Source organism: Pandoraea bronchicola, from assembly GCF_902459805.1.
Taxonomy (GTDB): domain Bacteria; phylum Pseudomonadota; class Gammaproteobacteria; order Burkholderiales; family Burkholderiaceae; genus Pandoraea; species Pandoraea bronchicola.
Genome location: NZ_CABPST010000016.1, coordinates 96,759 through 109,243, shown reverse-complemented (window position 1 = coordinate 109,243; position 12,485 = coordinate 96,759). Strand labels below are relative to the sequence as shown.

The 12,485-nt window shown below is 58.3% G+C and carries 8 protein-coding genes and 3 pseudogenes; 9 read left to right on the top strand and 2 right to left on the bottom strand.

All coding sequences use genetic code 11. The features are described 5' to 3' along the window. The first annotated feature begins 28 nt into the window (after positions 1-28). The gene (locus tag PBR20603_RS22415) at positions 29-1,651 is read left to right on the top strand and encodes a hypothetical protein (RefSeq protein ID WP_150561654.1); all 1,623 of its coding nucleotides are present in this window, start codon (positions 29-31) and stop codon (positions 1,649-1,651) included. Between the two features lie 258 nt (positions 1,652-1,909). Then, a pseudogene (locus PBR20603_RS22410) lies at positions 1,910-2,290 on the top strand (transposase); the annotation flags it as partial. 56 nt (positions 2,291-2,346) lie between these two features. On the opposite strand, the pseudogene PBR20603_RS22405 reads toward PBR20603_RS22410, so the two are convergent. Next, positions 2,347-2,805 (bottom strand): annotated as a pseudogene (locus PBR20603_RS22405) (IS3 family transposase); the annotation flags it as partial. A 1,398-nt stretch (positions 2,806-4,203) separates the two neighbouring features. On the opposite strand from PBR20603_RS22405, the gene PBR20603_RS22395 reads away from it, so the two are divergent. Further along, complete coding sequence (locus tag PBR20603_RS22395) at positions 4,204-5,565, top strand: serine hydrolase domain-containing protein (RefSeq protein WP_150561651.1); 1,362 nt, start codon at positions 4,204-4,206, stop codon at positions 5,563-5,565. A gap of 53 nt (positions 5,566-5,618) precedes the next feature. Here PBR20603_RS22395 and PBR20603_RS22390 read toward each other — a convergent pair. After that, positions 5,619-6,337, bottom strand: a pseudogene (locus PBR20603_RS22390) (SDR family oxidoreductase). 177 nt (positions 6,338-6,514) lie between these two features. Between PBR20603_RS22390 and PBR20603_RS22385 the strand changes: the two are divergent. From PBR20603_RS22385 to PBR20603_RS22360, 6 genes are all read left to right on the top strand, one after another. Further along, on the top strand, positions 6,515-7,324 hold the full coding sequence (locus PBR20603_RS22385) for a LysR family transcriptional regulator (protein WP_150561650.1): 810 nt from the start codon (positions 6,515-6,517) through the stop codon (positions 7,322-7,324). 184 nt (positions 7,325-7,508) lie between these two features. Further along, entirely contained in the window at positions 7,509-8,222 is a 714-nt protein-coding gene (gene aqpZ / locus PBR20603_RS22380) for an aquaporin Z (protein WP_150561649.1), read from the top strand. Between the two features lie 70 nt (positions 8,223-8,292). Then, positions 8,293-9,261, top strand: a complete 969-nt coding sequence (locus PBR20603_RS22375; protein ID WP_150561648.1) for a hypothetical protein — start codon at positions 8,293-8,295, stop codon at positions 9,259-9,261. Positions 9,262-9,394: 133 nt separating this feature from the next. Next, positions 9,395-9,847 carry a hypothetical protein gene (locus PBR20603_RS22370; protein ID WP_150561647.1) on the top strand — a complete coding sequence of 151 codons (453 nt, stop codon included), beginning with the start codon at positions 9,395-9,397 and terminating at the stop codon, positions 9,845-9,847. Between the two features lie 350 nt (positions 9,848-10,197). Then, positions 10,198-11,649 carry an EAL domain-containing protein gene (locus tag PBR20603_RS22365; RefSeq protein ID WP_150561646.1) on the top strand — a complete coding sequence of 484 codons (1,452 nt, stop codon included), beginning with the start codon at positions 10,198-10,200 and terminating at the stop codon, positions 11,647-11,649. Between the two features lie 185 nt (positions 11,650-11,834). Next, positions 11,835-12,479 (top strand): response regulator, encoded by a 645-nt coding sequence (locus PBR20603_RS22360; protein ID WP_281356102.1) that lies wholly within the window; start codon positions 11,835-11,837, stop codon positions 12,477-12,479. Positions 12,480-12,485 lie beyond the last annotated feature (6 nt).

Genomic DNA, 12,485 nt, shown 5'->3' with positions numbered 1-12,485 from the left:
AACGACGGTATTTTTTAGGATGGCAAACATGACCACAACCCAGCAAGACGATCTGATCCGCGGTATCGAGATTTCCCCGAAAGCGGGGCATGATTTTCAGCCGCTGGCCGCGGGCCAGTACGTCACAGCTTACGCCTGGGCACGCGCGGTAATTGTCGACCCAGATTATAGTTACCAGAGAGGCGACAAAATCCTGTTCACCCTCAGCGGCGAGGGTGCGAGCTTTTACGGCACAACCTTGACCGTGGTTACGCTACCCGTGGGGATGTTGGACTCGGGCGATTTCGGCGTGGATACGCAAAACGATTTGAAGTTCCAGAGCACAGGCGCGGAACAGGTCACGCTCAGTGCAGTATTGGGCCGTGACACGGCTGTGGCGGGCAGTCGGGATTTCACGTTCAAGGCGCTACCGGTGGCGTCCGCGACGAATTTGGGGTGCGTGGTCGTAGGCGAGGGCTTGGCGATTACGCAAGACGGTGTGCTGAGCGCCGCGGGCGGCGGCGAGGGCTATACGTTACAGCCTGCGACGGCAAGCACGCTGGGTGGCGTCAAGCAGGGCGCGAACGTCAAAATTGACTCGGATGGCACATTGTCAGTGGCCGATCCCGGCAGTATCACGCTGCCCGCAGCAACGACGAGCACGCTTGGCGGCGTCATCGTGGGCGATGGCCTGCACGTGGCGAGTGACGGTACAACGTCGTTGGCACAGGCAAGCACCATCCAACTGGGTGGTATCAAGCAGGGCGACTATGTCACGGTTTCGAACGGTAAGTTAAGTGTCGATGCCGCTGCCCTGACGCCTCACCTGGGTTACGCCAGCGCTAATGCATACGGTACGGCCAAGGCCGGTGATGGGCTGACCGGCATCAATGGCGTGTTTGCCGTGGACTACATCACGGTGGTGGATAAGTTTCCGCGTGCCTCCACCAGTCAGTACGGCGTCGTCAAGCTGGGTACTGGAATGAGCGAGAGCAACGGCGCGCTCAACGTGAATACGGCGTCGGCGTCGGTTGCCGGCATTGTGCAACTTGCCAGCACGAGCGAAGTGGCGACGGGTGCCGATAGCGCTAAGGCAGTGACGTCTGCCAGCATCAAGAGCGCATACTTGCCGAAATCGAATCCGGCGGTCGACGGCGCAGTCACGATCTCCGAGGATCAGACGGCCCCCAACTATACGGTTGCCGACCGAGAGTTGGTAACTGCTGCATGGGTAAAGCAACAATTTGAACACGGGGGTGTAGCGATGCCGCAACGAAAGGTCATTCTGCCGGGACTACTAGAGCCGGGTTGTTCTCTTCCTGAGGTGATCGCGAATTTTCGCGGTGGAGACTGGATCGTGCTCACGTCATTTGATAATTTCGATGTGGACTACGATATATATCTGGACACAGCAACCCTCTCTGCACTGAATCAATCGGATTTCATATACGTAAAAAACCTCTGTAAGGATGGGACGAAACAGAAGCTCAGCGTGCGGATTGGTGACGGTTTTTCCTTTGATTACCACCAAGATCACTCGGGATCCTCCGAAAATGTGTGTGTCTTGGAACCTGGGACGCAAGCCTCCTTCTTATACGTGCGCCCCATGAAATTCGGTACATATCTAAACAAACTTCTGGTCACTTTCGAGAATTTCACCACAACCAATTGATACGTAATCAGGCGAACGGTTCAGCAGGGTACGTGCCGAGTTTATGCTGGTGCAACCGAGCTTCCCATGACGCGCGGCCCCGCTGAAGCTGCTCCGCACATTCAATAGATGGGCGATGAATACGCTTGCGCGGCTGCCGCGAAGCGACCAGTGCATCCTGCGCCCCGCGTTGGCTCTGGAACGTATCGACGCCCATTTGACTCGCCCAGACAAATAGGGCCCGCCGGAGTCCAGTAAAGTTCGTTTTCGGACAGGGGCATGAAGACGCGCTTTACAGGACAGGAAATAATCGGGCTTCTGAAAGCATCCGAGGCCGGTATGCCAGTCAACGAACTTTGCAGGATGCACGGGTTCAGTGGCGCGTCGTTCTACGACTGGCGTGCGACGTTCGGCGGCACGGAGTTGTCGGATGCGCGAGGGGCCAAAGCGTGCGAGGTGGCGAAAGTCCGGCTGAAGACGTTGCTGGTCGATGCGACGCTTGATATGGAAGCGTTGAAGGCCGTCGCCAGGGGAAAAGCCCTGAGCCGGTAAGCCAAGCGAGAAGCTGTAGTGGCGATTTGGGGAGAGGTCAGCATCTCTGGGCGCTGCGCCTGCCGGCTTGTCGGACGTTCTCGCAGGGTGCCGCGTTACGATGCGAGACCGGGCGGCAAAATGTGGCGTTGACGGTGCGCCTGGTTTATCTGGCGCAAGAACGTTGTCACTTGAATGCCCTGCGCCAGCCCCTTTTTCCACCCGCGCGGCCAGCCATACTTGCCCTTAGATTCGGCATGGACAGCGCGAACTTTGACCAGCAGCGCATCGTTGCTGATACGGTGGCGCGGGCGATCAGGATCAACGTCGCACGCCTTCCGGTCGTGATAGCCGCCGGGCCCGACACCTTTGCAAAGTGCGCCGTGGCTTATTTCCAATAAGTCGCGCTTCATCGTCACGCGGGCCGGATCGGCACGCAGCCGCGTCATCTCGATCGGTATCTGCCGATACCTGTTTGCCTGCGCCAATGAGCCCGCCCGCATCGTCGGCGTTGATCCAGGTGCCAGCGTCTGCGTGCCCATCCCCAGAGTGTTCACCGTGGCCGACCGGCTCTGGCCGTCAAGCACCATGCGCAGCACGTCAATCTTGAACTCCAGCCTGTACCGCGCCCACGGCGTACCCATTGTTCAATCTTGCGGCACTGAAGTATTTACACGTTTTCAGTAACGGATGCATTTTTCGAGGGCAAGGTGAATTGGGCAGTGGTTCGAGGGTAAGGGTTTTCTGAGTAATTTGCGCTGCGGTATTCGCTGACGTTGCAACAGCTATCGAGACGCATCAGGCGCTCGAGCGGGTTGCCCCTTAAGCGTGCGAATCACGCGTTCCACCATGCCGGTTGACTGGGACAATGCGGCGTAATGAGTTCCTGGCGCAGGCCATGGCTGCGAACCAGCACCGTGCAATTTCGGCGGGTAAAGACGAGCCCATCGTCGCTTCGCATCAGAAATGGCTCCGGCACACGGCCCAACGTGCCGAAACGAGCCATCAGTGCTTGCTCCAACGCTCGAGAGGCCGTGGAGGCCTTACCGCTGCGCGACAGCTCCTAACCCAGCAATTCTCTCGTGTGGCAGTCGATCACCAAAGTCGCTTCTTGGGGAGGCGGCATGAACTCCATGTCGCCGAGAAAAGGGGGGCAAGTCGTGGAGAATGCGGCGCATGCCCCGCAGGGAGGACCGCCCGCGAACACCCGCGCCCCCTGAATGCTCGGCCGCGCTGTGGTCGAATTCAGACTAACTTCATTCATTGAGTATCCCAACGATTTCCAAGTTGACTCATGCTCTGCTTGATCCGGTAATCAAGGTTTTTCTCATTCCCGCGACCGTCAGTACGCGTTATATGTTGTCCGGCGAGGCGGCGAGGCGGCGAGGCGGCGACGCGAAGTGCCGTATCCCGAAGGTAGAAAGGGAGGGGCGGTAGCGGCTGCAGAGCGTCTTATGGATGGCGTATCCGGACTTGTCGGCATCACCGCGTCGATCTGGCGCGATGGTGCGAGTTTGTGTCCACCGAGTGGTGGCGTCGGGCCTTGTGGCGAACGTGCTGGACCAACCGAGTTCAGAGTTTCCGGATGGTTGGCCCTTTCGTGACGTACGAGTGAATCATGTCGCGAAATTGTTGGTGGATACGACCTGGAAGCTGCGGCCCGACATTTTGGGAGGTGCTTACGAAGCGCGACCGCACAGGACTGTCGCGGCGGCGGTGGCGCTCGCGACTGGACTCACGATGAGTCACGTACCCGTGGTAGGCGAAGGGCTGTGCCGCCTATGCGCTGTCGCGCTCAAAATACTCGATGTCAAGATCGAAATGTTGCGCGCGAATGCCGAGTTGAATCGTATCGACATGTGGTTGGTTGAATACGTCGGAGCCCTATTGGCTGGCGGGACCTCCGAAGGTGGAATCCCAGCAGAGTGACGAGGGGCGACTCGGAGATGAGATGGCGGCGAGAGGTTGATCGAAAGCGGGCAGCTAGTCCGCCTGCAAATGCGGTTCATCCAGCGGTGACACCGAAAGAAATGGGAGACAGAATGCTTGCGACGTTGAGCGATGTGAGAGCATCGGCAGTTGCCAGATGGCGGGAGGCGCTGGTCGGCGCGTCGCTGATCGGTGTGATGTCATGGGCGGTAGCCGCGCCTGGCACAGCAGCGTTGCCGTCCGATCCGGCGCCGACTGAGTGGATGCAGGGGGCACCTCCCAGCGCCGACAGGATGGTGACGCTTGCCAATGGTGGATTTGGCTATCCGAGAAGCCGATGGAGTTTCTCGAACATGCGCCGACTCTTGCCTACCGCCAATGTCTGGCGTGGTGAGGGGCCTGTTGCCCCATTGCTGCCGGCGGACGGCATTCAATTCAGCGTTTCTGAAATTCCGTTTACCGACATGCGAGGAGGGACACACAAATTCTCGGAACTGATGTCGTTGACGGATGCGGATGGCATCATCGTGCTTCACCGGGGGCGAGTTGTGTACGAGCGGTATGCTGGCGTCTTGCGCCCGCATACGCCTCACGCCGCAATGTCTGTCACGAAGTCGTTGTTGGGCACGCTGGCGGAAATGCTGGTCGAAGAGGGGCGACTCGATCCCGTAGCGCCGGTAACTCACTATGTACCGGAACTTGCGGGTACGGCGTTCGATGGAGCAAACGTTCGCCAACTGCTGGATATGACCGTTGCTGTTAAGTACTCCGAAAAGTATGCAGATCCGTCCGCGCAGATCTGGTCATACTTTCGTGCGGTAGGGGTGGCGCCGCGCCCGGTGGGGTATGTCGGTCCGGCTAACCTTTACGATTTCTTGAAAGCGTTGAAGCGAGACGGGGAGCATGGCGCCGAGTTTTCATACAAAACGGTGGATGCCGAGGCACTTGGCTGGGTGCTCAAACGCGCGACTGGGGAGTCGCTGGCCGATCTGGTGTCAGAGATGATATGGCGGCCCATGGGGGCAGAGCAGGACGGCTATTTCGATATCGATAGCCAAGGCACGGAGTGTGCTGGAGGCGGATTCAACGCGACGCTGCGGGATCTGGCCCGCTTTGGCGAAGTTATGCGCAATAACGGCCGATATAACGGTCATCAGATTGTGCCTGCGGATGCCGTATCCAGGATTCGACGCGGCGGTAATCGCGCTCGGTTCGCGAAGGCAGGGTACGAGACATTGCCTGGCTGGAGTTATACGAGTATGTGGTGGGTCTCACACGATGACCACGGCGCATTTGAAGCACGCGGCATTTTCGGTCAGGCGATCTATGTTGATCCGAGGGCCGAAATGACCATCGTGCGGCTGGCGTCTGGCCCGCGAGCGGCCAACGAGGCGAATGATTGGGTCACATTACCCGCATTTCGCGCGGTGGGCGAAGTGATGATTTCCGGAGCGAAGTCGTCGATGACTCGTTAGTGGATAAATGGAAAGCGCGGGGCCTCTGAGCGAGGGCGGTTGACTTCGCCGGCTCAGACGGGGGATTTACGCGGACTGTCGGGTTGCTGCAAGTACGATCCCGCGAATGCAGACATGGTGCGGCTGAGTGTAGGCGTAAAGGGTTGCATTCGCAACATCGTCGGCGCCCGGCACGATGCCGCCCATGTCTCGCTTCTGCTCCTAATAGCTCGCCTTGATCGCCGATCCGTCGTGCGCTCGATCAATTCGGTTTCCACCGCGCCTGGCTCGATGGCGGTTACTCGGACGTTACTGGCGGAGAGCTCTTCGCGGAGATTCTCGGATAGGCCAGAGACGGCAAGCTTGTTGCCGACATAGGCAACAAGCTTCGGAACACGCTTCCGGTCGGCGATGGCGCTGACGTTGATGATAGTGCAGCGTCGACGCTTGACATTGCTCCTGCGACTGCCAGCACGCAGTTGAGCAGGCCGCAGACGTTGACGTCGCTCATACGAGCCCATTCTTCCGGAGCCTGTCGCGTGATTTCCCCGAGCAGCATGATGTCCGCGTTATTGGCGATGGCATCGGTCGGGCCGAATCGAGACTGTGTAGCGGCAACGGCGTCTAGGACCACACGGCGGTTGGTGGCGGCGAATGAGGCGACGATCGTGGTCGGGCTTGTGAGCACTGCCATCGGGCCTGCTCGACGGGCGATGAGCAGCAGCGAGTGTCCGAGCGCGGCGAAGTTGCGCTCTGTCGCTAGCCCACCTGCGTTGGCGCCAGTAACGGCGATTCGGGTGGGCAGTCATGTTTCCTCCTGATTGAAAAGTCAAACGCAATAACAAGATCAAGATGTGCGACGTGAAAGACCAGTGTTGTCCTGAAAGTGCTTTTCAATGTACCGATGTGCGCCGCCGCCGAGAAACGGTGAGTTCCTTTTCCATGCATTAATTTCTGTTATGGCTTGCTTATGGAATATCGACATCTGCGTATTTTCATAGTGGTCTTTGAGGAGCGAAACATTACCGCGGCAGCGAATCGCCTGAACCTTACGCAGCCGGCAATTTCCAGTATCGTCAAGCAACTGGAAACCGCGCTGGGCGTCGCACTGTTCGTGCGCCACGCCAGGGGCGTCGAAGTGACGGAGTGTGCGCGACGCCTCTATCCACTCGCTCGAAACATGGTTGCCGAATTGGATCGCCTTCGTCAGCGATTTCGTCAGCCTGAATGTAGAGTCACGCTAGAACTTGGCGTCGATTACGACATTGCCGGCGTCATGGTGTGCGCGCTGGCCGAGCGTATCGAGAGACTTAATGCCGATGTGACGCTTCATCTCCACGATGGGTGTTACGGTGGTGTCAGGCTCGCTAGCGAAGAGAGTCTGCGTGAGGACGAGCTGTTTGCGCCGTTATGGGTCGAGCCATACGTTCTCGCGCATTCCACCGCTGGGTCATATGCTTACGCGGCCGGCAGTGACGTTCTGAAGAACCCGAGATGGGTTACGTGTCCGTCGCACAGCACGCACCAACGGCTGATTCCTCTCTATGGTCCAGGCGCGGACGCACCTTTCGCGAGGGCGACGTCACTGCGGCGTGCGCTGGATATTGTCGCAGCCGGGCAGGGCGTCGCGGTCGCGCCACATTCGCTTGTCTCCGAGCGATCTGGCATTCGGTGGCGATCGATTCCCGCCATGACCCTGGAACGTCGCGTGGGCCTGTGTATTGGCGCCCAGGCCCTGAGTACTCCGCATATCTCATGGCTGTACGCGGAAATTCTCTGACGGCGGCGCAGCGCAGATCATACGTATGGTTATCTCGATATCTGACGAAAAATCAAAAGTCTGTAGACAATCCTTAAACATGCGGCGTGCCAAGCCAATGTTAAATCGCTGCCATGCGGGCAATTTTGGGGGCTGGTGAGGTGAGTCCCGCGGGTTGGCAACTGCATCGAAAATTGGAGAAAACATGTTGCGACGAATGTTGGCGGAGGGTTTCGGGACGTTTTGGCTCGTGTTTGGCGGTTGCGGTAGCGCTGTGTTGGCGGCGGCATTTCCGCATCTGGGTATCGGATTTGCAGGAGTGGCACTCGCTTTCGGTCTGACCGTCCTGACGATGGCGTACGCCGTCGGGCACATCTCCGGCGGTCACTTCAATCCTGCGGTCACGATCGGACAGTGCGCAGGAGGGTTATTCCCGGCGCGGCATGTTCTGCCCTATATTGGCGCCCAGGTGATCGGAGGCATTGCGGCCGGAGCTGTGCTGTATATCGTTGCCGGCGGCGCTGCCGGATTTGATGCATCTGCATCCGGCTTTGCGTCTAACGGCTACGGCGAGCACTCGCCGGGAGGGTATTCGCTGCTCGCCTGCGCGATCATTGAGCTGGTGCTCACAGCGTTTTTTGTACTGATTATCAACTGTGTGGTTTCCCGCCAGTCTTTGGCGGCCGTTGCACCGATTCCGATCGGTCTGGCGCTCACGCTGATTCATCTGATCTCCATCCCCGTGACCAACACATCGGTCAATCCGGCGCGCAGCACGGGCGTAGCGCTATTCCAAGGCGGTTGGGCGATTGAGCAACTCTGGATGTTCTGGCTGGTTCCCGTAGTCGGCGCCGTGATCGGCGGCGCGATTTCCCGCGCGTTGGGCGCTTTGGACGAGCGCGGACATTGCGATGCGTGAGTTGGAACGAAAGCCTGCGCGAGAATGAAGGACTGGCCGGATCTAAGTGAGCGGAGTATAGGATAGAAACGTGATCCGGCGAAGCTTGTGTTTTGTTGTTCTGCTGTGGTCTGCGCTGGTGCAGGCACAGCAGGTGGATGTGTACGCTGGCGGCATGAAATCGCCAGGTAACCGGACTGAGCGCAGCTACGCATGGGGCTTCACCTACGCGCAAGCGATCACGCCACATATCGCAACATCCTTCTCATGGCTAAACGAAGGTCATGTTACCGATCATCACCGTGATGGCTTTGCGGTTCAGCTTTGGGCTCACCAAATGCTATTCGGAGGGCGCGCCGATCTCGGGGTCGGTGTTGGCCCATATCGATTCTTTGACACTGTCGCCGCTGGTCCGAATCGTGCCTATGACGACCGCCACGGTTACGGCCTCATGGCGAGCACTTATCTCGCCTGGTACATCACTTGGAACTGGTCGATAACGTTGCGCGCCAATTGGGTGCGCGCCGGTAGCAGTATCGATACATCTTCCTACGTTGTTGGGCTCGGCTATCGCTTCGGTTCTGCGCCGGGCGGAGTCTCACCATCACGGCGGAACACCGAGACGGGGCATGGTGTTGTTTCGGTATACAGCGGACTTTCTGTGGTCAACAGCCTGACGTCCCAGAACGCGAGGGCTTACTCGTTTGAGTATCGGCGAGAGGTCGCCGAGTGGCTCGACGCCTCGCTTGCCCTCATCGACGAGGGGTGCAGCGATATTGGGCATCGCCAGGGAATGGCCGCCCAGTTATGGCTAAAGCATGGCTTTTTCGATGACCGTTTGCAGCTATCGCTGGGTTTCGGTCCCTACGTAACCTGGTCTCGATACGACACCAACCCCGAAGCCGCGGGGCGGCAGAATGTCGTGGCAGCGTTGCTTACGATGAGTGCGTCTTACCGGCTTTCCCCGCGATGGATTGCCCGCGCGTCCTGGGCGCGTGTTGTATCTGGGTTTGATCGCGACAGCGATATTTTTCTGGCGGGTATTGGTTATAGGTACTGAGCGCGCGGATAAAGGGGGGGGCGACAGATATGCGCATGTCAGCTAATCGGGTCATCTCCGGAGTCCTTTTGACGCGAACTCCGCGAGGAATGGCGGCTGGATCACGTCCACATTTTTAGGCAGACAATTTTCAATGTTAAGGAATTCATTTCCCGGCGTAGGTGCGCTACTTATTGGCGTTCTCTTCTGTTGCATCGGTTCAGTTAGCCATGCGGGCGGGGCGGCCGAAGATCATGTATCCCCGGCCCAGCAACGCAGGATCAACGCTGGTATCGCCAAACTGCGTTTGAGTGAGGAGCGTTCAATCGCGCAAGGGTGGGGCGCGGCAAAGCAGGTTGCCGAATTCATTTGCCGCCCGTCGGCGCAGCCTGCGATTGCCGAAAAGCTCAAAGGCGTGGATCGCGTGTTCCTCGGCACGGACGCTGCCGACAGCTTGACCCTCCTTAAGGCGAGAAAGCTGGTGGGGGTCGGCCGGGCGCGTTTCGAGGGGGGGTGGCGCGACTTTTCATTCGAATGCCTGATGGATCCGAGGACGGCAAAGGTAGAGAAATTCCTCGTGTTAATTACCCCGCCTTCTACGGTTTGAGATGGAAGGGGAAATCTAGAGTCCAGGGCAATTCGGGGATGCGATTTCGGCGTTCCGCATCCGCTCCGACGAGGAACCGAAAGCAGGATTCCTCGGTGGCGCAGATCGATGATTCGCACGCGAATTCAAATGCATGCGGTCGCCAATGAAAGGCGGTTGTCGCGCGTAGCAGATACGCTGATGTCATCAACAGGACAACGGTCCTAGTCACTTGTCGGAGGCGAATCTTGCGAATTCGGCAGATCTATCTCGCCGTTCCCCGTCGGTGGCATAAATGGCTCGCATTGCTCTCTGCATTCGTTCCGTTGCTTTGCGGACTTTTGCTGTCGTACTGGCATGCCCGAAGGGCCATGGAGCTCGAGGCACAGGCGCAGGCCATGCGGGCGGTGGTAGAAGTGGACCGGATGTTGGTCAATGCCTCACAGACCGCCCGGCGCATTGGCGCGCGCGCCGGAACGAAGTGTGATGACCTTGAGCTCGACTTGCGAAAGCAAGTCGACTCGGTTCTGTTTGTTCGTTCGGTGGATGTATTGGTCGACGAGCGGGAGATCTACTGCAGTTCGCTCTACGGCGTCTATCACAAGACGATCGATTTGAGCGCTTATGTCGACGGGCGACTTCGATTGCAGCCCCATAGCGGTACCTCTCCGGATTCAACGCTACTGATTTATCGGTGGGTTGAGGGAGGAAGGGGCGCCGTCGTGACGATTGACGGGCGACACGTCCGTGATGCGCTCCAACTGCTCGGTCGAAACGGCGATGGGCTCATTTTGGACGTAGGGGGAAAGTTGCTCGGGGCGGACGGCCTGAAGTCCAACGACGCCAGTATCGGCGGGGACGTGATATTCGAACGTTCCGCGACGTTCCCATTCCGGGTTTGGGCGGTTATGCCGAAAGGGGTGCTACTGAACCGGATGGCGTCCGACTACCTTGGTTTGATTATCGCCTTCGGGGTCTTCGGCATCCTTCTCGGGATTTTCGTCAAGCGAGGGCTCAGTCATGTTGGTTCGCGGCGTCACGAGATGTCGCGCGCATTGCGGTTAGGCGAGTTCGTGCCATTTTTCCAGCCACTGGTGAACTCGTCTGACAAGCGTTGGGTGGGGGCAGAAGTTCTCATACGCTGGCGCCATCCGAAAGAAGGGTTGGTCCAGCCGGACAGTTTCATTCCATTGGCCGAGTCGAGCGGATTGATCGTGCCGATCACGCGAGGGCTCTTCCACTCAGTGACGAAGGCGTTGAGCGGAGTCGATCTTCCCAATGGGTTTCGGCTGAGCTTCAACATCAGCGCCCGCCACATGCAATGCGCATCGATCATCGAGGATTGCGAGGCGCTGCAGCGCAGACTCAATCAGTGGCGTGTGCAGCTCGTGCTGGAGTTGACGGAGCGTGAGTTGCTGACTTCGGACGGCGCGACACGCGAAATCTTCGACGCACTTCACGGCATGGGTATCAAAGTGGCGGTAGACGACTTCGGCACCGGACATTCCAGCCTCACCTATTTGCGCGACTTTGAGATGGACGCGCTCAAGATTGACAAGTCATTCGTCGCCAAAATCGGTGGCCATCCGCTTTCGGAACGGGTCCTCGACAGCATTCTGGATCTGGCAAAAAACCTGGAACTGACGACGATAGCCGAGGGCGTGGAGACGTGGCCTCAGGCCGAATTTCTGCGAGAGCGCGGCGTACCGATTCTCCAAGGTTATCTGTTCGGGCGGCCGATGCCTGCGGAAGAGTTTGTTCGGCGTCTTGGCGAGCACAGGCATGGAACGACGTCCGAGGTTTGCGCTGCAATTTTCGAGTAGCGATAAAAATATTCTATTCAAGATTTATCTCATTCACGTTGCTGCGCCGAATGCGTAGCATTTGTCCTTCGCTACTCCAGATCGGACGTGAAGATGTCATGGAATATCGCTCAATAAGTCGACTGCCGCACCCGATGAGGCAGGTAACCCTTGAGGTCATGGTCACGTAGGTCAGGGAGGCAATAGTGAGAATTATTCTCGCAGACGATCACCCGATCGTGCGCTACGGCATGCGGCTTGTCATCGAGGCAAGTGGGGTCGGACGGATCATTGCTGAAGTCGGCGCGGCTGAGGACCTCGTCAGAGCGGTCGTGCAGCATCCTTGCGATGTCATCGTGACGGATCTGTCGATGCCGTCTTCGAACGGGCGAGATGGCGTGCTCCTTGTGGAGCGTTTGAGGCGCATCTCTCCCGAGACGCCTGTCGTTGTGATTACGGCGATGCGCAATCTCGCGGTCGTGAATATGCTGATCGCGCGTGGTGCAATTGCGGTGGTCGATAAGGGGGGCGGGGTCGAAGACCTTGTACTCGCCTTGCGCGCGGCGGCGCGCGGCGAAGTCTACATCAGTGCGAGCATTCAGACGATGCTGCGCGAGGTGAGTATCCCCGAGAGTCACTTGCAACGCGAGGCGGCGCTCACGCGCTCTGAGATCGAAGTGGTTCGAATGTTCGCCTACGAAGGGCTGCCCATTCTCGATATAGCGAAGCGCCTGCAACGCAGTCCAAAGACAGTTAGCAAGCATAAGCGCAATGCGCAGGAGAAGCTTGGTTTGACGACCAACCAAGAATTGCTGGATTTTTGCAGAAACAATGACAAGCTCATGCGGTAGTACGTT